At 69.9% G+C, this 24,014-nt stretch carries 24 protein-coding genes; 12 read left to right on the top strand and 12 right to left on the bottom strand.

Features of this window, described 5'->3' with window-relative positions:
- Window position 1: 1 nt before the first annotated feature.
- From ACFWY9_RS14950 to ACFWY9_RS14915, 8 genes are all read right to left on the bottom strand, one after another.
- Window positions 2-946 carry a hypothetical protein gene (locus ACFWY9_RS14950; RefSeq protein ID WP_378331111.1) on the bottom strand — a complete coding sequence of 315 codons (945 nt, stop codon included), beginning with the start codon at window positions 944-946 and terminating at the stop codon, window positions 2-4.
- Between the two features lie 15 nt (window positions 947-961).
- Window positions 962-1,831, bottom strand: coding sequence for a phage distal tail protein (locus ACFWY9_RS14945; protein ID WP_378331110.1), 870 nt, complete (start codon window positions 1,829-1,831; stop codon window positions 962-964).
- Window positions 1,813-3,453: a hypothetical protein gene (locus tag ACFWY9_RS14940; RefSeq protein WP_378331109.1), complete on the bottom strand. Its 1,641-nt coding sequence runs from the start codon at window positions 3,451-3,453 to the stop codon at window positions 1,813-1,815. Before ACFWY9_RS14940 ends, ACFWY9_RS14945 begins: the two co-directional genes overlap by 19 nt.
- Before the next feature lie 4 nt (window positions 3,454-3,457).
- Window positions 3,458-3,808, bottom strand: coding sequence for a hypothetical protein (locus ACFWY9_RS14935; protein ID WP_378331108.1), 351 nt, complete (start codon window positions 3,806-3,808; stop codon window positions 3,458-3,460).
- 17 nt (window positions 3,809-3,825) lie between these two features.
- Entirely contained in the window at window positions 3,826-4,134 is a 309-nt protein-coding gene (locus ACFWY9_RS14930; protein ID WP_378331107.1) for a hypothetical protein, read from the bottom strand.
- A gap of 19 nt (window positions 4,135-4,153) precedes the next feature.
- Window positions 4,154-4,744 (bottom strand): phage tail protein, encoded by a 591-nt coding sequence (locus tag ACFWY9_RS14925; RefSeq protein ID WP_378331106.1) that lies wholly within the window; start codon window positions 4,742-4,744, stop codon window positions 4,154-4,156.
- Window positions 4,745-4,776: 32 nt separating this feature from the next.
- On the bottom strand, window positions 4,777-5,205 hold the full coding sequence (locus ACFWY9_RS14920) for a hypothetical protein (RefSeq protein ID WP_378331105.1): 429 nt from the start codon (window positions 5,203-5,205) through the stop codon (window positions 4,777-4,779).
- A gap of 159 nt (window positions 5,206-5,364) precedes the next feature.
- Window positions 5,365-8,604: a GH92 family glycosyl hydrolase gene (locus ACFWY9_RS14915; protein ID WP_378331104.1), complete on the bottom strand. Its 3,240-nt coding sequence runs from the start codon at window positions 8,602-8,604 to the stop codon at window positions 5,365-5,367.
- 319 nt (window positions 8,605-8,923) lie between these two features.
- Here ACFWY9_RS14915 and ACFWY9_RS14910 point away from each other — a divergent pair, with 319 nt between their 5' ends.
- From ACFWY9_RS14910 to ACFWY9_RS14890, 5 genes are read left to right on the top strand one after another with little or no spacing between them, the layout of a single operon-like run.
- Window positions 8,924-9,910: a LacI family DNA-binding transcriptional regulator gene (locus ACFWY9_RS14910; protein ID WP_378331103.1), complete on the top strand. Its 987-nt coding sequence runs from the start codon at window positions 8,924-8,926 to the stop codon at window positions 9,908-9,910.
- Complete coding sequence (locus tag ACFWY9_RS14905) at window positions 9,907-10,965, top strand: class I mannose-6-phosphate isomerase (protein WP_378339059.1); 1,059 nt, start codon at window positions 9,907-9,909, stop codon at window positions 10,963-10,965. The genes ACFWY9_RS14910 and ACFWY9_RS14905 overlap by 4 nt, the downstream gene beginning before the upstream one ends.
- Window positions 10,962-11,726 carry an ATP-binding cassette domain-containing protein gene (locus tag ACFWY9_RS14900; protein ID WP_378339058.1) on the top strand — a complete coding sequence of 255 codons (765 nt, stop codon included), beginning with the start codon at window positions 10,962-10,964 and terminating at the stop codon, window positions 11,724-11,726. Before ACFWY9_RS14905 ends, ACFWY9_RS14900 begins: the two co-directional genes overlap by 4 nt.
- Window positions 11,723-12,781 (top strand): ABC transporter permease, encoded by a 1,059-nt coding sequence (locus ACFWY9_RS14895; protein WP_378339057.1) that lies wholly within the window; start codon window positions 11,723-11,725, stop codon window positions 12,779-12,781. Before ACFWY9_RS14900 ends, ACFWY9_RS14895 begins: the two co-directional genes overlap by 4 nt.
- A 31-nt stretch (window positions 12,782-12,812) precedes the next feature.
- Window positions 12,813-13,805 (top strand): ABC transporter substrate-binding protein, encoded by a 993-nt coding sequence (locus ACFWY9_RS14890; protein ID WP_378331099.1) that lies wholly within the window; start codon window positions 12,813-12,815, stop codon window positions 13,803-13,805.
- An 82-nt stretch (window positions 13,806-13,887) separates the two neighbouring features.
- Here the strand turns inward: ACFWY9_RS14890 and ACFWY9_RS14885 are convergent, their stop codons facing one another.
- On the bottom strand, window positions 13,888-14,373 hold the full coding sequence (locus tag ACFWY9_RS14885; RefSeq protein ID WP_378331098.1) for a pyridoxamine 5'-phosphate oxidase family protein: 486 nt from the start codon (window positions 14,371-14,373) through the stop codon (window positions 13,888-13,890).
- A 163-nt stretch (window positions 14,374-14,536) separates the two neighbouring features.
- On the opposite strand from ACFWY9_RS14885, the gene ACFWY9_RS14880 reads away from it, so the two are divergent.
- The 6 genes from ACFWY9_RS14880 (at window position 14,537) to ACFWY9_RS14855 (ending at window position 20,467) form a co-directional block, all read left to right on the top strand.
- Window positions 14,537-15,574 (top strand): sensor histidine kinase, encoded by a 1,038-nt coding sequence (locus ACFWY9_RS14880; RefSeq protein ID WP_378339096.1) that lies wholly within the window; start codon window positions 14,537-14,539, stop codon window positions 15,572-15,574.
- Window positions 15,571-16,320, top strand: coding sequence for a LytR/AlgR family response regulator transcription factor (locus ACFWY9_RS14875; protein ID WP_378331097.1), 750 nt, complete (start codon window positions 15,571-15,573; stop codon window positions 16,318-16,320). The genes ACFWY9_RS14880 and ACFWY9_RS14875 overlap by 4 nt, the downstream gene beginning before the upstream one ends.
- Window positions 16,317-16,667, top strand: coding sequence for a hypothetical protein (locus ACFWY9_RS14870; RefSeq protein ID WP_378331096.1), 351 nt, complete (start codon window positions 16,317-16,319; stop codon window positions 16,665-16,667). The genes ACFWY9_RS14875 and ACFWY9_RS14870 overlap by 4 nt, the downstream gene beginning before the upstream one ends.
- Window positions 16,668-16,681: 14 nt before the next feature.
- A complete protein-coding gene (locus tag ACFWY9_RS14865) occupies window positions 16,682-18,409 on the top strand; it encodes a cation acetate symporter (protein WP_378331095.1) in 1,728 nt (575 codons plus the stop codon).
- Window positions 18,410-18,479: 70 nt separating this feature from the next.
- On the top strand, window positions 18,480-18,836 hold the full coding sequence (locus ACFWY9_RS14860) for a DUF485 domain-containing protein (RefSeq protein ID WP_378331094.1): 357 nt from the start codon (window positions 18,480-18,482) through the stop codon (window positions 18,834-18,836).
- On the top strand, window positions 18,833-20,467 hold the full coding sequence (locus tag ACFWY9_RS14855; RefSeq protein WP_378331093.1) for a cation acetate symporter: 1,635 nt from the start codon (window positions 18,833-18,835) through the stop codon (window positions 20,465-20,467). Before ACFWY9_RS14860 ends, ACFWY9_RS14855 begins: the two co-directional genes overlap by 4 nt.
- Window positions 20,468-20,602: 135 nt before the next feature.
- Here the strand turns inward: ACFWY9_RS14855 and ACFWY9_RS14850 are convergent, their stop codons facing one another.
- On the bottom strand, window positions 20,603-21,346 hold the full coding sequence (locus ACFWY9_RS14850) for an isocitrate lyase/phosphoenolpyruvate mutase family protein (protein ID WP_378330990.1): 744 nt from the start codon (window positions 21,344-21,346) through the stop codon (window positions 20,603-20,605).
- Window positions 21,343-21,807, bottom strand: a complete 465-nt coding sequence (locus ACFWY9_RS14845) for a carboxymuconolactone decarboxylase family protein (protein WP_378330989.1) — start codon at window positions 21,805-21,807, stop codon at window positions 21,343-21,345. Before ACFWY9_RS14845 ends, ACFWY9_RS14850 begins: the two co-directional genes overlap by 4 nt.
- A 45-nt stretch (window positions 21,808-21,852) precedes the next feature.
- Here ACFWY9_RS14845 and ACFWY9_RS14840 point away from each other — a divergent pair, with 45 nt between their 5' ends.
- Window positions 21,853-23,235: a PLP-dependent aminotransferase family protein gene (locus ACFWY9_RS14840; protein ID WP_378330988.1), complete on the top strand. Its 1,383-nt coding sequence runs from the start codon at window positions 21,853-21,855 to the stop codon at window positions 23,233-23,235.
- Between the two features lie 15 nt (window positions 23,236-23,250).
- Here the strand turns inward: ACFWY9_RS14840 and ACFWY9_RS14835 are convergent, their stop codons facing one another.
- Entirely contained in the window at window positions 23,251-23,943 is a 693-nt protein-coding gene (locus ACFWY9_RS14835) for a peptidylprolyl isomerase (protein WP_378330993.1), read from the bottom strand.
- Between the last annotated feature and the right edge of the window lie 71 nt (window positions 23,944-24,014).

The following is a 24,014-nucleotide window of genomic DNA, read 5'->3' as shown; positions in this document are numbered from 1 at the left end:
CCTAATAGGTCGAGAAGGTGATGTCGTCGAGGCAGTACCAGCCGGGACTGCCGGTGTAGGCGAACACCTGGCCGTCGGTCAGGATGTCGCACCGGCCGTGCGCGTCCGCGTTGGTGGTGACGCCGAGCAGCCACCGCGAGACCGGCCGGTAGCCCACCGGCAGAGTGAAGATCGGCTTGCCCATGCTGCCGTTCTTGACCAGCCCGCGCAGCCGCACCCAGCCGTCGTCGGTGATGGTGTAGGCGGCGTCGTTGTACCCGGCGCCGTAGTTCACCCAGCCGTTCTGCAGGGTCGGGGCGTGCCAGGTGTCGCCGCGCGGCGGCCGGTACGGAACCCAGGCATTTCCCTTGCGGCACAGGAGAACCCCGGTGTCGATCCGGTACACGAGCTGGCTGCCGTGCGCCTGCGCCGCCGGCGGGAGGTCGAGGTCACCCCGCACCGGCAGGATCCCGCTCATCGCCGCGGTGAACTGACGGCGGTCGGTCAGCGTCGGCGCGGTGCCCGCAGGCGGGACGAGGACCTCGGCGAGCACCAGCGACGGCGAGCCGCCGGGCACCGGGCGCACCGGGCTCGCGGAGTTCTCGCCCGCGTAGATGTTCACCGCGAAACCACCACCGACGATCTCGGCGACCACCAGGTCGTAGCGCGACAGCGAGACGTGCGCCGCGCCGAACGGCAGGTCCTTGGCCGCGTCGAGGGTCACCACGTACGGGCCGTCCCCGGGTTTGGCGGGATCGCCGAGCACCGCCTGGAACGGGTTGACGGTGACCTTGTTCGTGCCAAGGGCCACCTTTCCCGGGTTGCCGCCGCCGTCGCGGAGCCCGGAGCGGACCCGCAGCGGATCGAGCACGTCACCGGTGCCCTGCGCCTGGGTGAGCGCGCCGGTGATCAGCCGTGCCTCGGCCGAGTCGACGCCGTCCACCCAGCCCGCGTGCCGTTCTGCCATGCCCGTTCCCCTTTCCTACAACCAGGCGTCGCGCCAGCGGACGCCGAGCGCCCCGGCCGCGGTGTCGTCGAACGCGTCGAAACCGATGGTGGTGTTCCCCGGCGGCAGCCCGAACCAGCTCGACCTCGGCTGCAGCGCGGACCTGCGCGACACCCCGCCGAGGAAGACCGACCGGGCGGCGACGTCCACCACGAGGGCGTCCCCCTCGAACAGGCTCAGCGAGAAGGCCAGCCACTGACCGGTGGAATCGTTGCGGATCACCGGTTGTGTACAGGGTCCCGTGATCGTCCACAGTGGCCACGCGGTCGCGCTGCCCGCGTTCGCGATCGCCAGCGTGCCGCCCTCCGACCGGCCGAAGACGAGCGGGAATTTCAACGGGAAGGTGATCCCCGGCCCGGGACGCGGCAGCCCGCACGACAGCTCGTGCACGTCCGCGCCGTACCGCAGCGGGTCCGGCGCGGTGAGCTGCACCGACCAGTCGAAGCTGACCGGCGTCGTGTCGACGACCTTCGTCCCGGCGGACAGCCGGACCAGCGCGCGGCGCGAGACCGTCCGCTCCTGGACGGTCAGCTCGGCCAGCACCGAACCGTCGGCGAGCAACGCGGCGAGCCGGTCCTTTGCCCGTTCGCGGGCGTCCGGGTCGGGGGCGACGGCGGTGCCCTCCAAGGTGATCACGCGTGCCGCGCGGAACGACGGCGCGTCGAAACTGCCGTCCCGCTGCGGCCGGTCGGCCAGTTCGAGGCGGACGCCGGGGCCGCTGGACCAGCCGTCCTCTTTGGTCACCCACCATTCGACGCCGTCGCCGTCCACGGTGTTGCCGGTCCAGCCGTCCACTGTGTACAGCGGCAGGGCGAGCACGCCGCCGGTCACCGTTTCGCCGCCCATGCCACCTCCCGTGCCGCCACCCGGCCGATCTCGTACTCCGACTGGCCCGCGCGCGGATGCACGTTGACCGTCACCGGTGCCGCCGCCCCGGCCGGGGCGGCACGGGCGAGCGGGCCCGCCACGGTGGCGGCCAGCGTCGTGGTCAGATTCGCCACCGCCGGGCGGATCGTCGCCGAGCCGGGCACCGGCACCAGCCGGGTCATCGCGCCCGCCACCTGATCGCCGGTGTCCTCGATGCCCACGGTGAGTCCCGCGCCGATGTCGCGCCCGATGTCGGCCATCACCCGCGAGGGCGAGAAGATCTTGAGCACGCTCTTGATCGGCCCGGGGATCTTGTCCACGATGAAGTTCTTGATCGCCGACACGATGTTGCCCGCCATGTCCCTGATGCCGTTGATGAAGCCCTCGATGAGCGACTTCCCCGCGCTGTAAAGGGTCCGGCCGATGTTGCCGAGCGCGCCGATCACCCGTCCCGGCAGCGCGCGCACGAACCCGACCACGCCGGAGATCGCCGAACCGACCGCGGACAGGGCCTGGCCGAACGCGTTCCGGACGATCCCGACCACCTGGCCGATCCCGCGGATGGTCGCGACGACGGCGTTGACCGCGCCGACGATGATGGCGCGCACCGCGGTCCAGACGGCGAGGACGATCGCGCGCACGATGGTGAAGTACGTGGTGACGTAGAGCCGGATCGCGGTCACCGCGATCTCGATCACCTTCGCGATGTAGGGCCACACCACCGCGACGATGTTGCGGATCACGTTCACCGCGGCGACCACGACGTTCTTCACCGCGGTGAACACGGCGTTGACGATGTTCCGGAACGTGGTGCTCCTGTTGTACGCCAGGATGACCGCGCCGACCAGCAGCATGATCCCGGTGATGATCAGCCCGATCGGGTTGAGCCGCATGACGATGTTGAGCAGCGCCTGCGCGAGGGCCCACAAGCGGGTCGCGACCGCGACGACGCGCTGGGCAACGGCCATCGCCACGGTCCGCGCTCCCGCGATCACCGCCTGCGCCGCCGCTCTGGCGTAGCCCGCGGCCAGGAGCGCCAGGTTCCGCACCCCGGCGGCGGCCGCCGAGGCCATGCTGCGCGCGCTGGACGCGAACCGGCCGATCGCCGCCCCGGCGTTGGAAGCACCCTGCCGCGCGGCGTTGAAGCCCTGGGTCAGGTTCCCCCGGATGGACGTGGCGAGATTGCGGATCGCGCCAGGCGCGTCCCGCACCATTTGCCGCAGATCGTTGCCCAGCGCCTTGACCTCGGTGACGCTTTCCTTGAGCCCGGTGCGGAAATCCTTGATGGCGCCGGGAAGTTCCTTCATCGCGGTGGCCGCGTCCTTGACCTGCCCGACGGTGTTCTGCACCGCGGTCGCGGCCGTGTTGATCGCGTCGGCGTACCCGACGACGTCGGTGACCGCCGCGGTGACCGCGGGATGGGTCTCCTTGAACTTCGCGGTCATCTCGCCGAGCTCTTTGTTGACGTGCTCGGTGAATCCCTCGGTGAGCTTGGTCGCGGCTTCCGACACCGCGTTCGTGATCGACTCGCGGATCCCGGTGATCAGCGCCGTCACCTGGGCCTTGGCCTCGGCGGTGATGGCGGACGTCGGCTGGGTCACGGGGTCACCTCCTTGGCACACCGAAGAAAGCGGCGATCTGGTCCGGGGTCGCGGCCGGTTCCGGCTCGGTCTCGACGCCGGGGCGCGGCACCGGACGCGGCCGCTCCGGCGGGTCGGCGTGCTCGTCGGAGTTCGCCGAGACGAACAGCCAGTTGCCCACGGCCAGTTCGTCGATGGCGCCGGCCAGCAGGTGCTCGGTGAGGCCCCAGTCGGCCGTCTCCCCGTGCACCGCGCGCACCAGCGCGGATTCGCGGGGCAGGTGCTTGATCAGCACCCGCAGCCGCCGGGGTGAGAGCCTGCCGCGGTAGTAGTCGAGCAGGTCCACCCGGTAGAACCGGAGGAGGTCGGCTTCCACGGCCTCGCCGTGCTCGCTCAGGAGCGCGTCGAGGCCGAGGATTCCCCCAGCGCCATACCGGTGTCGCGGCCGTACGCCTCCAGCAGCGCCTGGATGTCCTGCACGCTCAGCGCGTGCTCGTCGAGTCGTTTGAACTGCTCGTCGCCGAGCAGCACCTGCAGCAGACCGTCCAAATCGGACGCGTCGAGCGTGGCCAGCCGGGTCACCGCGTCGCGCGGCAGTTCGGTCGGCAGTGCGAAGGTGACGCCGTCGAGTTCGAACTCCCAGTGCTCGCCCAGCGCTTCGAGCCGCTGGGCTCTCGCCGCGTTGACGTTGTACTTCGCCATCGATGTCCCCTCCGGCCGTTCAGGCGTGCTGTTCTTCGGTTTCCGCCGTCGCGGCGGTCGGCGCCGTCTGGTTCATGGACCACTGCGCCAGTGGCTCGAACCGCGCGTTGATCGGGGTGAGCGCGGTGAAGGTGACGCCGAGCTTGATCGCCGCCGTCCTGGTCACCGCGGTTTCCTCGGTTTCGGTGACGACCCCGCGCGGGATGTAGAAGCGGTGCCGGACCGTCGGGCCGTCGCTGAATTCGATGCCCAGCGCGCGTTCGTCGACCCGGGGCGCGGCGGCGATCTCGTAGACGTTCGGTGTGGCCGGACTGGGTGAGGCGAAGAAGAACGGCAGCGTGTCGGCGTTGAGCTGCAGCAGCGAGAACTTCACCGAGAGGTCCCGGTCGCTGAAGACGTACCGGATCGAGGCGACGCTCTGCCAGGTGTCGACCGGATCGAGCTTGTCCTTCTTGACGAACTTGACCCCGTCGGCGGAGGTGTAGCCGAGGTTGACCCACGGCGCGTCCCAGCTCTTGGTGAAATCGGCCGGTGCCGGCGTGTGCGCCGGTGCCACGAAGATCGAGCCGGTCCCCGCGACGCGGATCTCGTTGGCGTTCAGTCCTGGCATGGCAGCCTCCTGCTGCGCCGCCCGGCCCATGGTCAGGCCGGTCTTGGGTACACCTCGAGGACGAACCGGTACTTCATCAGGTACCGGTTCGCGTCTGAGTGCCTTCGGTCGACCGAAAAGCACGGGCCCTGGATTTCGGCGAGATCGCTCGCCCCGAGAGCCGCCCGGGTCAGCAACGGCAGCACGCCGCGCACCACGCACGCGAGCGCGTGCGCGGCGATCTTGTCCGGGCCGTAGGAATCGATGCGGACTTCGGCGTTGTCGAGCTGGTCGTCGTCGACGAAGACGCCACCGAGCCGGGTGAGCACGACCGCCCGCTGAGTGCCGTTGAATCCCGGTGGCAGCACCGAGCCGATCGGCACGCCGGACAGTTCCTGGCGTCCCTGGAGGAATCCCGCCACGACACTCTCGACGTTCGGGAAGTTCAGTGGTCGCGCGTCCGCCGCGGTCATGACGGTCAAGCCCCCCACCTCCCCGTGGCCCCCGGATGTGACCAAGGTAACCCCGCGAACGGCACACGCAACCGGCCAAACGGGCGATGGGGCCCTACGCCGAGGGCGTCCTCACCGGTCGTGAAAAACCGGCGAGGACGCCCTTGAATGTGTCAGATGGAAACTGTGTCAGCCGACGGCGACGGCGAACACGTGCAGTTCGCCGCCGGACGTCGTGGCCGGGAAGGTAACGCTGGCGACGGTCTTTCCGGCGTCCAGCGTGATCGGCGCGGTGGCGAACACCATCGTGCGGATCTGTTGCGGGGTACTGCCCGCCGTGTTGCGGTACGGCGTGGACAGCACGACGCGGTTGCCGTACGCGGGCTGGTTCGCGCCGCCGCCGAGCGTCCAATCCGAAAAGCCGATGTTCGCACTTCCCTTGCTGCCATCGGTGTAGGTGATCGTCAGCGTCCCCGACGCGTTCCCGTTCGCCGCCGCGCCCAGCAGCGACAACCGGCCCGAGCCCGAGACGTTCAGGGTCTGCCCGGACGCGGCGATGTTGTCCGGGTCGCCGACCGCGGCCGACGGCCAGGTGAACTTGAGCCCGTCGACCGTGATCGCGGCGCCCGGCTTCGCCCCAGCGGCGGCCAGCGCGTCGGCCGAGTAGCTCCAGCCTCCGCCGTCGAAGTTCGCCGCCTCGGGCTTGGCGTCCGGCGAGATCCCGGCGTTGTTCACCGTCGCGAGCCAGCTGCCCGGCTGCGCGACGAGCACCGTGAGCGTCGCCTGGGTGTTCGCCAGGCCCGGCGAGGAGAACGTCACCGGGATCCGGCGAGCGCCGTCGGACGTACCCGCCGGGACGCTCACCGTGATGTCCGCGCGCGCCTTGCCCGCCGCGGGGACGTCAACACTGCCGGACGCCGGCGACACCGTGACACCGTCCACAGAGGACGCTGTCCAGGTCCACTTCCGCGCGGTGCCGGAAAGATCCTGCACACCCACCGACGCCTTGGCCGTCGTGCCCGCCGGAGTCACCACGCGTGCCGGGTCCACAAACGACAGACTGGGCTTCTCCTGGTCACGGAAGGACGGCGGCGCGTCCGCGGTGGCACTCCCCCACGCGGTCGGCGTCGCCGAGAGCGCGAAGTCGAGCTTGCCACCGGTCGAGATCAGCGCCTCGGGCAGCCAGGCCTTGCCGACGTCGGTGCCGTTGACCTTCAGGCCCGCGACGTACGTGCCCGAACCCTGCCCGCTGACGGTGATCTTCTTGCCCGCGCCGGTGGTCAGCGTCGCCTTGGGGAACAGCGGGGTGTTCAGCAGCGTCTCGGCGCGGCCCGGGATCTCCGGGTAGATGCCGAGCGCGGCCCAGACGTACCACGAGGACATCTGGCCGAGGTCGTCGTTGCCGACCAAGCCTTCCGGCTTCGGGTTGTACAGGTCGGTCATCGCGCGGCGCACGATGGACTGCGTCTTGGCGGGAGCCCCCGCGTAGGAGTACACCCACGGCGCGTTCGAGTTCGGTTCGTTGCCCAGGAAGGCATACGGCTCATGGGTTCCCGCGTTCAGCTTGGTGAAGAAGGTGTCCAAACGGGACTCCACGGCCTTGTTCCCGCCGAACGCGGTCACCAGCCCGCCGAGGTCGTAGGGCACCATCCAGTCGTACTGCGCGCCGTTGCCCTCGACCCAGCCCTGCGAGCTGGACGGGTTGTAGTTCCCGGAGAACGAGCCGTCCGCACCGCGCGGCTGGAGGTGTCCGCTGCCCGGGTTGTAGAGGTTCTGCCAGTTCTGCGCGCGCTTCATGAACGTCTGGTACGTCGCGCTGTCGCCGAGCCGCCGCGCGAGCTGCGCGATCGAGAAGTCGGCGCTGGTGTATTCGAGGGTGTCGGCACCCGCGCCGGGCACGTAGCCGAGCTTCTGGTAGTCCTCGAGACCCGGCCGTTCGGTGTAGCCCTGCGTCGGCTGCGTCGCGCCCTTGATCATGAGCAGCAACGCTTTCTTCGCGTCGAAGTCACGGGCACCGAAGGCGTACGCGCTGGACACGATGATGTGGTAGGGGTCGCCGTTCATCACGCCGGTGTAGTCGTTCGCGACCGTCCAGCGGTCCCACGAGCCGCCCTGCTCGGCGTAGGCCATCATCGAGCGGACGATATCCGAGGTCTCCTTCGGCGCGATCGTCGCCAGCAGCGGGATCTCCGAACGGTAGATGTCCCAGCCGGAGAAGTTCGTGTACATCGCGTGGCCGCGTTCGGCCTTGTGGATCCGGCCGTCGAAACCGGGATAGCTACCGTCCACATCGGAGAAGACGTTCGGCTGGATCAGCGAGTGGTACAGCGAGGTGTAGAACGTCGAGGTGTCGGCGTCCGAACCGCCTTCGACGGCGATCTTGCCGAGCTGGTCGTTCCATGCCTTGCGCGCCGACTTGGCGACGTCGTCGAAGGACCGCTTGGTGTTCTCCGCCTTCAGGTTCGCCTTGGCGCCATCGACGGACACAAAGGACAGTCCTACTTGGACGTTCACCTGCGCGCCCGCGAGGTTGTCGAAGGTGACGTACCCGCCGCTGCCCGGACCACTCACGGTCGTGTCCTGCGGCGCGATCGACGCCGCGCGCGCGAGTGTCGCCTTGTCACCGTTGGGCCGCGCCACCTTCGGCTGCGCTCCCCCGGTCTCGGCGGCCTTGCCCGGCGTCACCGCGCCGTTCTTCCACGTCCCGATCGAGGCGAACGGGGTGTCGAACTTCGCCGAGAAGTACACCCGGTAGCTGTCCTTGGCCCCGCAGAAGCGGCCGCTGGTGGCCCAGCCGCTGATGGTGTCCTTGCCGATGGTGATCGAGGCGTCGTCGGTGCCCATGACCGAGCCGGAGGTGTTGAGCAGCAGGGTCGAGGAGGCACCCGCCGGGTAGGTGAACCGGCCCGAGCCGGTGCGCTGGGTGGTGCTCAGCTCGACCTTCGCACCGCTGTCGAGGGTGACGTCGTAACGGCCGGGGCTGGTGTGTTCGTTGGCATGGGAGAACTTCGAGGTGTAACGGCCGGGGTCGGTCGCGGGCGAGGTGGTGACCTCGCCGACGAACGGGATGAACGGGATGTCCTCGTACGTCGAGCAGCCCGCGCCCGAGAGGTGCGTCAGGCTGAAGCCCTTCAACGCGTTGTCGTCATAGAAATAGCCGCCGTGCTGGGCTTTCACGGTGTCCGGGCTCCACTGCACCATCCCGAACGGCGACACCGCGCCGGGGAAGGTGTTCCCGGCGCCGCCGCCGGTGCCGTGGTCCTGGCCGCCGGGGCGGGTCCCGACGAACGTGTTGACCCACTTGGCGGGGTCTTGGACAGCAGCCGCAGTGTTCGCCGCCGCGGCGGGGATCGCGGGTGCCACCGCGGCCGTCACGGCCGTCGTCAGCAACACCAGCCCGGCTCTGAAGCGCGCTCGCGCCATCGCCATCGCCTCTCCTACTCCAGGCGCGACCGTGTCGTCTTGAGAACCGAGAGCGTGGGGGGTGACAACCTTGTCGCGCACACCGTCGATGCGGGCAACGATGGGGAAGTGCTCACGAGAACGTCAAGGCTCACGGCGCAGCCTGTCTGTTTCAAGACACGCTGATCATCCGTCCGTCGTAACGTTTCGACCCGGAAAAATGTCTACTTTATCGATTCGGGTATTGACACGGACCGCCGTCGTGATGTCGAATCCTGCCACTATGACAACGTTGTCGCCCGGTGGCCCGGAATCCGGCCACCGCACCACCAGCAGACGAGCCACGATGAGCGATGTGGCCCGGCTCGCGGGCGTCAGCATCAAGACCGTCTCGCGGGTCGTCAACGACGAACCGGCCGTCCACCCGGACACCGCCGAACGCGTCATGGCCGCGATCGAGCAGCTCGGTTTCCGGCGCAACCTCGGCGCGCGCAACCTGCGCCGCGGGTCGACCACCGGCACCATCGGCCTGATCGTCGAGGACGTCGGCAACCCGTTCTACTCCGAGCTGAACCGGGCTGTCGAGCGCATCGCGACCTCCTTCGGCCGCCAGGTGCTCACCGGCTCGTCGGAGGAGAACTCCGATCGGGAGCGGGAACTGGCGCTGGAGTTCTGCGCGCGCCGGGTCGACGGGATCTTGATCGTGCCCGCCGGGATGCAGCACGGCTACCTCGTGCCGGAGATGCGCGCGGGCACCCCCGTGGTGTTCCTCGACCGCCCGGCAGGCGACATCGTGGCCGACACCGTGCTCGTCGACAACCTCGGTGGCACCGTCGAAGCCGTCACGCACCTCGCGAAACACGGCCACCGCCGGATCGCCTTCCTCGCCGACAGCCCGGACATCTTCACCGCGGCCGAGCGCCTGCGCGGCTTCCGGGAAGGCTGTGTGCGCAACGGGATCCCCTACGACGAGAGCCTCGTCGCGATGGGCACACCGACGCCGGAACGCATCGGCGAGGCTGTCCGCGCACTGCTGACCGGGCCTTCGGCGGCCACCGCTGTCATCGCCGGGAACAACCGCGTCGCCGTGCACCTGCTGCGCGCGCTCGCCCACGCCGAACACCGCCCGGCGATGGTCAGCTTCGACGACTTCGAGCTGGCGGATCTTCTCGACCCGCCGGTCACCGTCATCGCGCACGACGTCGGCGCGCTCGGGCACGCGGCGGCCGAACTGCTGTTCGCCCGTGTCCAAGGAGATCCCACCGCCCCCAGAAAGGTAGTCCTGCCCGTGCATCTAGTCGCCCGTGGCTCCGGGGAGGTGGCGCCGAAGTGAGCGCCCACCTCGAACCCGTCGGTCTCCCGGCCAATCAGCCACCGCAGTTCTACCGCGGCGGCGACGCCATCGCGGCTTTACGCGGAGCGTCTACTTCGGACACCAAGTTCGGCCCGGAGGACTGGGTCGCCTCCGCCACCACGATGTTCGGGCAGGAGACCCACGGCCTGACGAAGCTGCCCAGCGGCGTCTGGCTGCGGGACGCGGTCCGCGAGAACCCGGTCGCCTGGCTCGGTGCCAAGCACGTCGAGGCGATGGGTGATTCGACCGGCCTGCTGGTCAAGCTGCTCGACGCCGGGCAGCGGCTGCCGGTGCACTTCCACCCGACCGACGCGTTCGCGCGGCGGCACTTCGACTCGCACTTCGGCAAGACCGAGGCGTGGATCGTGGTCGGCACCTACGGCGACGACCCGCGCGTGTACCCGGGCTTCAAGGAGACGGTGAGCAAGCAGACCGTCGCCGAGTGGACCCGCGAGCAGGACGCGCCCAGCATGCTCGGCGCGTTGAACAGCATCCCGGTCACCGCGGGCGACACGGTCTACATCCCGGCCGGGCTGCCGCACGCGATCGGCGAAGGCGTGTTCGTGGTCGAGTTGCAGCAGCCGACCGACTTCTCGCTGACACTGGAATGGCGGGACTTCCTGGCGAACCCGGAGAAGGGCCACCTCGGCCTCGGCTTCGACACCGCCATCGAAACGCTGGACACCACCGGCTGGGACGACGAACGGCTCACGAGCATCGTCAAGCACACCGGCTCGGACAGCTCGTCCACTGTGGACCTGCTGGCCGACGGCTCGGACGCCTTCTTCCGCGCCGACCGGCTCCGTCCTAACGCGACTGAGCTGTCGACAACGTTGTCACTGGACCCGTCGTTCGCGGTGCTGGTGGTCATGGAAGGCACCGGCGTGCTGCGCACCGAGCACGGCGGCGAATACACGCTGAACAAGGGCGAGACGTACGTCGTCCCGCACGACGCCGGGCAGTCGACTGTGGAGGGTGACCTGTCGCTCATCCGCTGCCGTCCGCCGGTTCCGGAGAGGAGGTCACAGGCGTGAGCGAAATCCTGCTGGACGCACAGAATCTGACAAAGTCCTACGGCTCGGTCGAGGCACTGCGCGGGGCCTCGTTCCAGGCCCGCGCGGGCGAGGTCACCGCACTGATCGGCGACAACGGCGCCGGGAAGTCCACTTTGGTCAAATGCCTGTCCGGGGCGGAACAGCCGACGTCGGGCAAGATCCTGCTCGACGGCGCCGAGATCCACCTCGACTCGCCGACCACCGCGCGGCGCATGGGCATCGAGACGGTGTACCAGGACCTCGCGGTCGCGCCGGAGCTCGACCCGGCCGCGAACCTGTTCCTGGGCAGGGAGATCCACCGCAAGGGCATCCTCGGCAAGCTCGGGATGCTGGACAAGGCGGAGATGCGCCGTCAGGCGGTCGAGGAGTTCAAGCGGCTCGGCGTGACGTTGCAGAGCACCGACGTGCCGATCGGTTCGCTGTCCGGTGGCCAGCGGCAGAGCGTCGCCGTGGCGCGCTCGGTGGTGTGGGCCTCGAAGGTCGTGTTCATGGACGAGCCGACCGCCGCACTCGGCGTCGTGCAGCGGGAACGCGTGCTCGACGTGGTCAAGAAGGTGCGGGACAAGGGCATCGCGGTCGTGCTGATCAGCCACAACATGCCCGAGGTGCTGTCGGTGTCGGACCGGATCGAGGTGCTGCGGCTCGGCAAGCGCGTCGCGCGCTTCACCGGGGCCGACACGAAGCTGGAAGACCTGGTCGCCGCGATGACCGGCGCCTTGGTACAGGAAGAGGCGGCATGACCGTGACAACCCCCGCTCAGAAGGACCCGGACATCCAGACCACGCCGGACGCGGGCTTCGGCAAACTGCCGCTGGGCAAGCGACTGGTCGGGGCCAACACGTTCTGGATCGCGCTGGTGCTGCTCGCGCTGATCGTGGTGTTCACCGCGATCGCGCCCGCCGAGTTCGCCACGCTGTTCACCTTCCAGACGCTGCTCATCGAGACCTCGGTGCTGCTGGTGCTCTCGGTCGGCATGACGTTCGTGATCATCACCTCGGGCATCGACCTGTCGGTCGGCTCGGTGCTGATCTTCGCGGGCATGGTGGCCGGGAAGACGATGGAAGCGCTTTCCGGCGGCGACGCGAGCCACGCGGGCTGGGGCGTCATCCTGGTCGGCCTGCTCGCCGCGGTCGTGGCGGGCACGGTGTGGGGCCTGATCAACGGGTTCCTCATCGCGGTGGCGAACATCCCGCCGCTGATCGTCACGCTCGGCACCATGGGCGCGGCGCTCGGCGCGGCGTACCTGCTGAACAACGGGTCCGACGTGCGCAGCGTGCCGACCGAGCTGAACAAGACCCTCGGCTACGGGACGTCTTTCGGCGGCGTGCCGAACCTGGTGCTGGTGGCCGTGGTCATCACGCTCATCGGCGCGTGGCTGCTGCACACCACGAAGTTCGGGCGCTACACCTTCGCCGTCGGCTCCAACGCCGAGGGCGCGCGCCGGGCGGGCATCGGCGTCACCGCGCATCTGCTCAAGGTGTACACCCTGACCGGCTTCCTCGCCGGGATCGCGGGTTTCCTCTCGCTGGCGTACTACGCGTCGACGACGATCTCCGCGCACACCACCGACAACCTGAACGCCATCGCGGCGACGGTGATGGGCGGGACGAGCCTCTTCGGCGGCGTCGGGTCGATCCTCGGCACCGTGATCGGCGTGTTCATCCCGGCCGTGCTGAAGAAGGGCTTCAACATCACGCACGTCCAGGACTTCTGGCAGATGATCGCGGTCGGCGCGGTGCTGATCGCGGCGGTGTGGTTCGACCAGCGGCGCCGGCGTCGCCGCAACTCCCGGTAATTTTCCCTACTGCACAAAGAGGTGCTCCACGATGAAGTTGAGAAAGTCCCTCGTCGCCGCCGGCGCGCTCGCCTCCGCCGCCGCCCTGCTGACCGCGTGCGGCGGTGGCCAGGTCGGCCAGAGCGGCTCCGGTGACTCCAAGCCCGCCAACAACAAGAAGCTCATGCTGGTTCCCGGCGTGCAGGCCGAGCCGTTCTACATCTCGATGCAGTGCGGTGCCCAGGCCGAGGCGAAGAAACTCGGCTACGAGCTGACCACGCAGGCGCCGCAGAAGTTCGACGCGGCCATGCAGACCCAGATCGTCAACGCGCTGGGCTCGAACCCGCCCGCCGGGCTGCTCATCGCGCCGACCGACGCGCAGGCGATGCTGGCGCCGATCCAGCAGGTCAAGAGCCGCGGCTCGAAGATCGTCGAGGTGGACACCGCGCTGAAGGACACCAGCGTGGCGGAGTCCTCGGTCTCCTCCGACAGCGTCGAGGGCGGCAAGCTGGCGGCGCAGACGCTGGCGAAGCTGCTCGGCGACAAGAAGGGTTCGGTGCTGGTGCTCGACACCATCGCCGGGACCTCGACCACGAACGCCCGCGCCAAGGGCTTCGAGGACGAGCTGAAGAACCACCCGAACCTGAAGTCGGCCGGGGTGCAGTTCACCCAGAACGAGCCGGACCAGGCCGCGTCGAAGGTGTCGGCGGCGCTGTCGTCCACCCCCGACCTGGTGGGCATCTTCGCCACCAACCTGAACACCGGCGAGGGCGCGGCGACCGGGCTGCGCAACGCGGGCAAGGTCGGGGCCGTCAACCTGGTCGGCTTCGACGCCAGCCCGTCCGAAGTGGACGGTCTGAAGAAGGGCGAGTACCAGGCGCTCATCGCGCAGGACCCGGCGGCCATCGGCCAGCAGGGCGTGCAGCAGGCGGTGAACGCGCTGGAAGGCAAGCCGGTGACCCGCAACCTCACGCCGGGCCTGCACTCGATCACCAAGGCGGACATGGACGCCAACGCGCAGTACTTCTACAAGCAGCAGTGCTGATCCCGCGTCGCTGAAATGCCGTTAAGGCCACCTTACGGGCGTCTGATGCCCGTAAGGTGGCCTTGACGGCATCCGGGCCGGGCTACTGGCGGGCGCGGATGACGTCTTCGACGGACTGCGGGATGGTGGTCTCGAAGTCCAGGAGCTTCGCCCAGTCCGGGGTGATCGTGATCCGGACCATCTGGTCGTAGAGGGCGTGCACCCCGTTCGACCACTCCTCGAACTGCTCCGGCGGGACCAGCTTGCGGCTGGCCGCCACGTATTCCTCCGGCACCCCGTCCACCAGCTCGGTGCTCGCCGCGCCGCGGATCAGCAGCACACGCGGCGGGTGGCAACTCTGGGTGTCGATGGTGAGCGAGACTCGGGGGTTGCTCACCAGCGCCCGCACCTTCGCGCTCTTCGGCAGCGTGCACACGATGATCCGCGCGCCGTCCCAGTGGAACGCGATCGGAATGACCCGCGGGTCACCGTCCAGTCCGACGTAGGCCAGCCGGGCCGGGATCGACGAGCCCAGCAGCTCCTCGGAAATCGGCTTGGCCAGTACCGCCGCGACGTCTTCGTGCTTCATGGTGGTCTCCTCGGGTGCGGGTGCCGATCGTGGCACTTTCGCGGGGATGACGGAACCGGATCGGCGTTCTCGACATCACTCCCGGTTAGACTCTCCTTCCTCACTGTCCCGAGCTGTCCCGAACTGTCCCGAAGCGGCACCGAGGGGAGGTCCGACGTCCGTGCTGGCGAAACGCGCGGCCTCGGCCGCCGATCCCCTGCCCGTGCTCGCCGCATCGCGCCGGATCACCCACGACCTGATGGACGGCCTCGCCGGGGCCCACGCCCGCAGGGCCGCCCACGGCCTGCGACGGCTGTTCGGCGTGCCGGGCCTCGGGCTGGCCGACCTCTCCGGCTCGCTGCTCTGGTCGGGTCGTCCCGGCTCGGACGACGTCGTCGCGAAGCTGCTCGAAGAGACACTGCGCAGCGAGCAGCCCGGGGCCGACGCGGAGCTGCGCGTCCTGCCGCTGCACGTCCACGACGAGCCCGCCGGCGCGCTGCTGGTCGTCGGCGACGTACCGGCGAGCGTGGCTCGCGAGGCCGCCGACCTGGTGGTCCAGGCGCTGGAGCGGGGCAGGCTGGAGGCGTCCGCGGAGCAGGCGGCGGAGGCCGAGCTGCGGGCGCTGCGCGCGGAGATGTCACCGCATTTCGTCTACAACGCGCTGACCGTGATCGCCTCACTGGTGCGTTCGGACCCGGACCGCGCCCGCGACCTCATGCTCGACTTCGCCGACTACACGCGCTACAGCCTCGCCCGGCACGGCGAATACACCGTCGTCGCCGAGGAGTTCCGCGCGGTCGAGACGTACCTGGCGCTGCAGCGGGCGGTACTCGGCGAGCGGCTGCGCGTCCAGGTCAGGGTGGCGCCGGAGGTGCTCGCCGTCGCGGTGCCGTACCTGGTGCTGGAACCGTTGGTGGAGAACGCGATCCGGCACGGGATCGAGCCGCGCTCGGGCACCGGGCTCGTCCAGGTGGACGGGCAGGCGGAAGGGAACCACTGCGTGATCACGGTCGAGGACGACGGCGTCGGGATGGCGCCGGAGCGGGCCGCGGAGATCCTGGCGGGCAAGGGCTCCGACGGCGGCGTCGGACTGGCCAATGTGGACAGACGGCTGCGCGACGTCTACGGCGCCTGGTACGGGCTGACCGTGGAGACCGCCATCGGCGCGGGCACCCGGGTGATCGTGCGTGTACCCCGCTTTCAGCCGGGGGTGCTTCCGTGACCGGGCTGCGGGTACTCGCCGTGGACGACCTGGCGCCCGCGCTCGACGAGCTGTGCCGGATGCTGCGCGAGGCGCCCGAAGTCGGCGAGGTCGTCGGTGCCGGAGACGCGCTGAAGGCGTTGAAACTCCTTCAGGCGGACCACTTCGACGCGGTGTTCCTCGACATCTCCATGCCCGGCCTCGACGGGCTGGAACTGGCCTCGTTGCTGGCGAAGCTGTCCGAACCGCCGGTGATCGTGTTCGTCACCGCGCACGACGGGCACGCGGTCACCGCGTATGGCATCGGCGCGGTCGACTACCTGCTCAAGCCGGTCCGCGCCGAACGGCTGTCGGCCGCGCTGGCGAAGGTGACGCGCATGGCGGCGCCTTCGCGTCCCGCTCCCGACGCGATGGCCGCGCTGCCGGTCGACTCCGGCGGCCGGACCCGGTACGTGCGGCGCGACGACGTCCTGTTCGCAGAGGCACACGGCGACTACGTCCGGCTGCACACGAAGGCCGGAGTGCACGTGGTGCGGATGCCGATCTCGCGGCTGGAGGAGTACTGGGAGGGCACCGGGTTCAGCCGGGTGCACCGCGGGTTCCTGCTGGCCGTCGACGCGGTGCTGGAGCTGCGCAGCGACACCACCGGCGGCCTGCTCGCGCACACCGAGGCCGGGGACGTCCCTGTCAGCCGCAGGCACGCCCGCGACCTGCGGGACAGGCTGCTCGAAGCCGCGCAACGCGGTCAGCTCGGGTCTCGGCGATGAGCCGCGTCCGGCGGGTCGCCGTCACCAGCCCGCAGACCCGGCTCGCGCACGCGCGGCGGCAGGCGCGGGGCCGCTGGCGGCAGCCCCGGCTGCGCGCGGCGGACGCGCAGCGCGCGAGCGAGCTGTACCGGGCACAGCGACGTCGCGGGATTCCGGCGCTGGTGCTCATCTTCGCGTTGTTGCTCGGGCTGCCCGCGGTGTTCGCGGTGTTCCCCGGGCTGGATTCGGTGCGGTTGTGGGGAATCCCGCTGTCGTGGCTGATGATCGCGGTGCTGCCGTACCCGGCGATGGCCCTGCTCGCCCGCTGGCAGCTGCGCCGCGCCGAACGCCTCGAGGACGACTCGTGACCGGGGAGACCTGAGTGGGGGTCGCGTTAGCCGTCGCGCCGGTGGTGGCGGTGACGCTGCTGATCGGGATCCGGGGCGTCGCGGCGATGCGGACGACGTCGGACTTCCTCGTCGCCTCACGCCGGGTCTCGCCGCTGGTGAACTCGGCGGCGGTGTCCGGCGAGTACCTGTCGGCGGCATCCTTCCTCGGCGTCGCCGGACTCGTGGTGAAGGACGGGGTCGGCGCGCTGTGGTACCCGGTCGGGTTCACCGCGGGCTACATCGCGATGCTCGTGCTGGTCGCGGCGCCGATGCGGCGGTCGGGCGCGCTCACCGTGCCGGACTTCGCCGAGGCGCGGCTGGCCTCGCCCGCGCTGCGCAAGCTGTCCGCCGTGGTCATCCTGGTGATCGGCACGATCTACGTCCTCCCCCAGTTCCGCACCGCCGGCCTGGTGCTCAAGGCCGTCGGCGGCACGCCGTACTGGGTCGGCGTCGTGATCGCCGGGACGGCGGTGAGCGTGACGCTCGCGCTCGGCGGGATGCGCGCGGCGACGTACGTGCAGGCGTTCCAGTTCGTGCTGAAGCTGCTGCTGTTCCTGGTCCCGGCGATCTGGCTGGTGCTGCAGGCGGGCGCGGTGAACCGGGACGCGGCACTGCATCCGGTGGAATTCACCCGGTTCGAGCACGACACCCCGGTCTCGTTCGAGATCGACACGACGCTGCGGATCACCGAGCCGACAACGCTGCGCACGCAGGACGGCGGCACCCGCGTCCTGCAGCCCGGCGAACTTTCCTTGAGCAGCAAGGACAAACTGACGTTCGCCGCGGGAGCGCCCGTGCCGTCGGTGCCGGGCGTCGCGCCGCTGGGCGGCCGTGACTGGCAGCGGCCGCTGCTGGACCTCGGCGACCAGGGCTACCCGCTGCTGAGCACCTGGTCGATCCTGATCGCGATCATGCTGGGCACGATGGGCCTGCCGCACGTCCTGATGCGCTTCCACACCAGCCCGGACGGCCGCGCCGCCCGCCGGACCGCGGCGATCACCGTGGCGCTGCTCGGCGTTTTCTACCTGTTCCCCGGGATCTACGGCGTGCTCGGCCGGGTGCTGGTGCCCCAGCTGTACCTGTCCGGCGGTACCGACACCGTCGTCGTCGCCCTCCCGTCCCAAGTGGACAGTGGATGGGCCGGGCAGTTGTTCACCGCGCTGCTCACCGCGGGCGCGTTCGCGGCGTTCCTCGCGACGTCGCTGGGCCTGCTGCTGGTGATGTCCGGGGCGCTCGCCTACGACCTCATGCCCGGCGGCCTGCGGCGGCTGCGGGTGACGGTGGTCGTCGTCGCGGGCGTGATGGTGCTGCTCGCGCTGCCCTCGGCGCGCTTCGGCGCGGGCGAGCTGGTCACCTGGGGCTTCACCGTGGCGGCGTCGACGTTCTGCCCGCTGCTGGTGCTCGGCATCTGGTGGCCGCGGCTGACCGCGGCGGGCGGGATCGCCGGGGTGCTCGCCGGGCTGCTGGCCTCGTCGGGTTCGTTCCTGTTCACCCTCGCCGGACCCAAACTGCACGGCTGGGTGGCGATCGTGGTGGCCCAACCGGCACTCTGGTCGGTACCGTCGGCATTCGGCGTAATGATGCTGGTCTCTTCGCGGGGCAGGCCGCCCTCCTGGTCGACGACGGCGATGCTGCGATTGCATCTGCACGAGCGCCGTTCGTCCCCGGCGACGCGCCGTTCGTCAACCGTTCGTCGTCGGAGCTTGCGTTTGAACCGCTGACGGTTCCGTCCTCACCTGGTGATCCCTACCGTGGCGCGCACCACATTCGCAGTGCCGCGAGGAGACGCCGATGAGCACCACAGACACCGACGTGACCGGCGGGCCACCGGACGCCACGGTCTGGGAAAAGGCCCATGAAAGCGCGGAGTTCCGGGAGTTGCGCGGCCGCCTGCGCCGCTTCGTCTTCCCGATGGCGGCGTTGTTCCTCGCCTGGTACCTGCTCTATGTCCTGCTCGCCGACTACGCGCACGGGTTCATGAGCACCAAGCTGTTCGGCAACATCACCGTCGGCCTCGTCTTCGGGCTGCTGCAGTTCGTGTCGACCTTCCTGATCACGTGGCTGTATGTGCGCTACGCCAACAAGAAGCTCGACCCGGTGGCCGAAAAGATCCGCACGGACCTGGAAAAAGAGGAGGAGAAGGCATGAGCGCCACGCTCGCCGCAAGCGTCGAAGGCAGCAGCCCGCTCCTGAACATCAGCATTTTCGCGCTGTTCGTGCTGATCACGCTCGTGATCGTGTTCCGCGCCAGCCGTAACACCAAAACGGCGTCGGACTACTACGCCGCCGGCCGCGCGTTCACCGGGCCGCAGAACGGTATCGCGATTTCCGGCGACTACCTCTCGGCGGCGTCGTTCCTCGGTATCGCGGGCGCCATCGCGGTCTACGGTTACGACGGATTCCTGTATTCGATCGGCTTCCTGGTCGCGTGGCTGGTCGCGCTGCTGCTCGTCGCGGAGTTGTTGCGCAACACCGGGAAATTCACCATGGGCGACGTTCTGGCCTTCCGGATGCGGCAGCGTCCGGTGCGGGCCGCGGCGGCGATCTCGACGCTCGCCGTGTCGTTCTTCTACCTGCTCGCCCAGATGGCGGGCGCCGGCGGTCTCGTCGCGCTGCTGCTCGGCATCGAGGGCAAGACCGGCCAGACGCTGGTGATCGTCGTGGTCGGCGTCATCATGATCGCGTACGTGCTGATCGGCGGGATGAAGGGCACCACGTGGGTGCAGATCATCAAGGCCGCGCTGCTCATCATCGGCGCGCTGGCGATGACGCTGTGGGTACTCGGCAAGTACGGCTTCAACTTCTCCAGCCTGCTGCAGGCCGCCGTCGACAAGGGCGGCAAGGCCGGGCAGGCGCTGCTCGGGCCGGGCAAGCAGTACGGCGCGACGGGAACGTCCAAATTGGACTTCTTCTCGCTCGGCATCGCGCTGGTGCTGGGCACCGCGGGCCTGCCGCACGTGCTGATGCGCTTCTACACGGTGCCTACCGCGCGTGAGGCCCGGCGTTCCGTGGTGTGGGCGATCGTGCTGATCGGCGTCTTCTACCTGTTCACGCTGGTGCTCGGCTACGGCGCGGGCGCGCTGGTCGGCCCGGACAAGATCAAGGCCGCGCCCGGCGGGGTCAACTCGGCGGCGCCGCTGCTCGCGCTCGAACTCGGCGGTCCGGTGCTGCTGGGCCTGATCGCGGCGATCGCGTTCGCGACGATCCTGGCGGTGGTGGCGGGCCTGACGATCACCGCGTCGGCCTCGTTCGCCCACGACGTCTACGCCAGCGTTGTCAAGAAGGGCAAGGCGACGCCGGGTTCGGAGGTGCGCGTGGCCCGGATCACCGCGCTGGTGATCGGCGCGGTGGCGATCGTCGGCGGCATCCTGGCGAACGGCCAGAACGTCGCGTTCCTGGTGGCGCTGGCCTTCGCGGTCGCGGCGTCGGCGAACCTGCCGACGATCCTCTACTCGCTGTTCTGGAAACGCTTCAACACCCAGGGCGCGCTGTGGTCGATCTACGGCGGCCTGATCGTCACGATCGTGCTCATCGTCTTCTCCCCGGCGGTGTCCGGGAAGCCGATCGACCCGAAGACGGGCAAGAGCGCGTCGATGATCCAGGGTGTCGACTTCCACTGGTTCCCGCTGGACAACCCGGGCCTGGTGTCGATCCCGATCGCGTTCTTCCTCGGCTGGCTCGGCACCGTGCTGTCGAAGGAACACGACGAGAAGAAGTACGCCGAGATGGAGGTCCGCTCGCTGACCGGGGCAGGCGCCGAAAAGGCCGTCGCCCACTGAACCCCGGGGGCCGCGAGGGGGTGCCGCGCCACCCCGCCTCCTCGCAGCCCCCGGCCAAGTCCCAGCATGCCGTTAAGGCCACCTTACGGGCGTCTGACGCCTGTAAGGTGGCCTTAACGGCATTTCTTCCCCGGGTCAGTAAGGGAGCGTTCCGGCGGAGAGGGCGGTGAGGACGGACCGGATGTGGGCCTGGGTGTGCTTCCAGAGTCCGGCGCCCAGGGAAATCCGCGCTACCCCCAGTTTCGCGAGCGCGGCGAGATCCGGGCCACCGGGTACGGCCGCCGCGTTGACCGCGCCGGGCGTGACCGCGCGGACGAACTCACCCAGCACATCGGGCGAGCGCACCAGGATCGGGTAGACGCAGTCCGCCCCGGCCGCCAGGTACGCCTTGCCCCGCGCGATCGCGTCGTCCAGCACCGCGCTCTCGTCCTCGGCGCCGAGGAAGACGTCGACCCGCGCGTTGATCACCAGCGCGTCCCCCGCCGCCGCGCGCAGGTCCGCGACACGCTTGGCCTGGACGTCGAGCGGGCGCGGCGACCCGGCCGAGTGGTCGGTGTCCTCGAAGTTGAGGCCGACCGCGCCGGTGGCCAGCAGCCGCTCGGCCAGTTCCGGCGCGGCAAGGCCGTACCCGGATTCAGCGTCCACGGTGACCGGAACCGACACCGCGCGGGCGATCCTGGCGGCCGCGGCGAACATCTCCTCCGCCGGGGCCGCCTCGCCGTCCGGGTAGCCGAGTGCCGCCGCGACCGCGACGGAACTCGTTGCCACCACAGGGAAACCGGCCTGTTCGACAAGCCTGGCGGTGTCCACGTCCCAGGCGTTCGGGAGCACCAGCGGCGTACCGGGAACGTGCAGCTCCCGCAGCGTCCGCGCGGTCACGCGGCCCGCTTCGGCAGCGGCGCGTGGCTGGTGACCTGGGCCCGGTTCCAGCTGTTGATCGCGATGATCTCCCACGCCACCACGCGGTACTGCTCCTCGGTGAACACCCGGGTCGCCTCCGCGTAGACGTCGTCGGGGACCTCCTTGGTCTGCGAGATCGTCGTCATCGCCTCGGTCAGCGCCAGCGCCGCGCGCTCCTGCTCGGTGAAGAGATCGGTTTCGCGCCAGCCTTCGAGCACGAACAGCCGCCGCGGCGACTCGCCGAGCTGGACGGCGTCGTTGCTGTGCATGTCGAGGCAGAACGCGCAGCCGTTGATCTGGGAGGCCCGCATCTTGACCAGTTCGAGGAGCTTCTGGTCCAGCCCCGCGTTGGCCGCCGCCTTCTCCACCTCCTGCTGCAGGTTCGACATGGCCTGGTACAGCTCGGGGGCTTGTTTCGTCAGTGCGATTCGCTTGCTCATGCCTTCACGCTAGCCCCAACTGGCCCACGAGTATGGTCCAGTCTCATGGCAGTTTCGTGGTCCAGTTCGGGAATAGACGTCCACCTCGGATGGCGCCGCGAGACGGGCCGCACCGGGCTGGCCGGGGCGATCCGCACGGCGATCCGCGAGGGCCGGTGGCAGCCGGGCGCGGCGGTCCCGTCGACACGCGCGCTCGCGCAGGACCTCGGCGTCGCGCGCGGCACCGTCACCCGCGTCTACGCCGACCTCGCCGCCGAGGGCTACCTGCGCACGGCACAGGGCGCGCCGACGCGGGTCGCGACCGCGGGCGCGCTGCCGCAGTCCGCTCCCCGGCCCGCGCCGTGGGATCCCGCGCCACGCTGGGATCTCCGGCCCGGCAGGCCCGATCTGACGACGTTCCCCCGCGCGGAGTGGCTGGCCGCGACGCGGCGGGCGTTGCACGAAATGCCCGCGGCGGAGCTGGGGTACTCGAACGAACTCGGCGCGCCGCGGCTGCGCGAAACCCTGGCCGGCTACCTCGCGCGCAGCCGGGGCGTGCTCGCCGATCCGGCACGGATCGCGGTGTGCAACGGCTACTCGCACGCGCTCGCGGTGCTGGCGAAGGTGCTGCACCAACGCGGCGCGGACGAGATGGCGTTCGAGAACCCGTCGCTGTACCTCTTCCGGGACATCGCCGCGGCCAACGGCCCCCGCGTCGTCGGGGTGGAGGTCGACGAGCACGGGATCGACGTGTCCGCTGTGGACAGTCCGGCCGTGGTGGTGACCGCGGCCCACCAGTACCCGATGGGCGTCACGCTCGCGCCGCACCGACGGGCGGCGTTGACGCGCTGGGCGAGCGAATCCGGCGCGTTCATCCTCGAAGACGACTACGACGGCGAATTCCGCTTCGACAACCAGCAGGTCGGGGCGTTGCAAGCACTCTCGCCGGAACGCGTGGTATACGCGGGCACCGCGAGCAAGACACTCGCCCCGGCGTTGCGGCTGGCCTGGCTCGTGCTGCCGCGTTCGCTCGTCGAACCCGTGCGCGCGGCCATGCTCGACAGCGGCACGCGGCCGCCGGTCCTGCACCAGCTGGCGCTGGCGGAGCTGATCGACTCCGGCGGTTACGACCGGCAGGTCCGCCGTCGCCGCACCGAATACCGGACCCGGCGCGACAAACTGCTCGCCGCGCTGCCGGAAACCGTTACCCCGCGCGGGATTTCGGCCGGGCTGCATCTGGTGCTGATGCTGCCCGAGGACGGCCCGACCGAGATGGAGGTCCTCGCCTCCTGCCGCCGTCGCGCCATCGGCGTCGAAGGGCTGGGGAGCTACTGGATGGATCCCGGACGTCCTGGCGGGTTGATCGTCGGGTACGGCGCAGCGGCGAAGCACGCGTTCAGCGGCGCGACGCAGGCGCTCGTCGAAGCGCTGTGGGAAGTTACGCCCTGAGCTTGAAGGTGAGGCTCAGAACCAGCAGGTGACGCGGGCGCGGTGGATGTCGGTGGTGAGCACGGGTTTCCCGTCGACGGGCGCCGGGCCGCCAGGAGGCGCCTTCGGGTCCGGCTGTATGCCGCCCGCGGCCACCTTGTCCAGCGTGGCCAACCCCGAAGCGTCGACCGTGCCGAAGATCGTGTAGTTCGGCCGCAGCGCGGAATCGCCGTAGACGACGAAGAACTGGCTGCCGTTGGTGGCCGGTCCGGCGTTGGCCATCGCGAGGACGCCTCGCGCGTAGACCTTGCGCGCGCCGGTCGGATCGCTGGGCGCGGGCGGCAGATCGGTCGGCAGTTCGTCCTTGTACTTGTAGCCCGGCCCGCCCTCGCCGGTGCCGCTCGGGTCACCGCACTGCAGCACCTTCAACGTCGGGTACGCGGTGAGCCGGTGGCACGTCGTCTGGTCGTAGAACCGGTGCGTGGTCAGGTGCAGGAAGCTCTGCACGGTGCACGGTGCCTTCGCACGGTCCAGCGTCAGCCCGATCGTGCCCTGATTGGTCGAGAGCCGGACGCGAGGCTTCCCCCAGGTCGGCGTGTGCCGGGGGTCGGGTGGCAGCGGGACCGGGCGCACGGCCGGATCGTCCGGCGTCTCGGTGTACTGGCACGGGCCATGCGTGACCTTCGGGGGCGCCGCCGCGGACGCCACCGGGGCGCCCAGCGCGAGCATCAGCCCGGAACCCAGCACTGTCACGACGATCTTGGTGAGCCTCTGCACGCTCTGCCTCCCAGTCACAGAAG

Source organism: Amycolatopsis sp. NPDC059027, from assembly GCF_042739735.1.
Classification (GTDB): Bacteria; Actinomycetota; Actinomycetes; order Mycobacteriales; family Pseudonocardiaceae; genus Amycolatopsis.
This window is presented reverse-complemented; position numbering and strand designations above follow the sequence as displayed.

What these genes read in the sequence shown, in the direction of transcription:
- ACFWY9_RS14835 (WP_378330993.1), bottom strand. Translation starts at nt 23,943, where the DNA reads ATGCTCGCGCTGGGCGCCCCGGTGGCGTCCGCGGCGGCGCCCCCGAAG.
- ACFWY9_RS14930 (WP_378331107.1), bottom strand. Translation starts at nt 4,134, where the DNA reads ATGGCGAAGTACAACGTCAACGCGGCGAGAGCCCAGCGGCTCGAAGCG.
- ACFWY9_RS14950 (WP_378331111.1), bottom strand. Translation starts at nt 946, where the DNA reads ATGGCAGAACGGCACGCGGGCTGGGTGGACGGCGTCGACTCGGCCGAG.
- ACFWY9_RS14870 (WP_378331096.1), top strand. Translation starts at nt 16,317, where the DNA reads ATGAGCCGCGTCCGGCGGGTCGCCGTCACCAGCCCGCAGACCCGGCTC.
- ACFWY9_RS14915 (WP_378331104.1), bottom strand. Translation starts at nt 8,604, where the DNA reads ATGGCGATGGCGCGAGCGCGCTTCAGAGCCGGGCTGGTGTTGCTGACG.
- ACFWY9_RS14855 (WP_378331093.1), top strand. Translation starts at nt 18,833, where the DNA reads ATGAGCGCCACGCTCGCCGCAAGCGTCGAAGGCAGCAGCCCGCTCCTG.
- ACFWY9_RS14895 (WP_378339057.1), top strand. Translation starts at nt 11,723, where the DNA reads ATGACCGTGACAACCCCCGCTCAGAAGGACCCGGACATCCAGACCACG.
- ACFWY9_RS14840 (WP_378330988.1), top strand. Translation starts at nt 21,853, where the DNA reads ATGGCAGTTTCGTGGTCCAGTTCGGGAATAGACGTCCACCTCGGATGG.
- ACFWY9_RS14885 (WP_378331098.1), bottom strand. Translation starts at nt 14,373, where the DNA reads ATGAAGCACGAAGACGTCGCGGCGGTACTGGCCAAGCCGATTTCCGAG.
- ACFWY9_RS14945 (WP_378331110.1), bottom strand. Translation starts at nt 1,831, where the DNA reads ATGGGCGGCGAAACGGTGACCGGCGGCGTGCTCGCCCTGCCGCTGTAC.
- ACFWY9_RS14925 (WP_378331106.1), bottom strand. Translation starts at nt 4,744, where the DNA reads ATGCCAGGACTGAACGCCAACGAGATCCGCGTCGCGGGGACCGGCTCG.
- ACFWY9_RS14910 (WP_378331103.1), top strand. Translation starts at nt 8,924, where the DNA reads ATGAGCGATGTGGCCCGGCTCGCGGGCGTCAGCATCAAGACCGTCTCG.
- ACFWY9_RS14845 (WP_378330989.1), bottom strand. Translation starts at nt 21,807, where the DNA reads ATGAGCAAGCGAATCGCACTGACGAAACAAGCCCCCGAGCTGTACCAG.
- ACFWY9_RS14860 (WP_378331094.1), top strand. Translation starts at nt 18,480, where the DNA reads ATGAGCACCACAGACACCGACGTGACCGGCGGGCCACCGGACGCCACG.
- ACFWY9_RS14890 (WP_378331099.1), top strand. Translation starts at nt 12,813, where the DNA reads ATGAAGTTGAGAAAGTCCCTCGTCGCCGCCGGCGCGCTCGCCTCCGCC.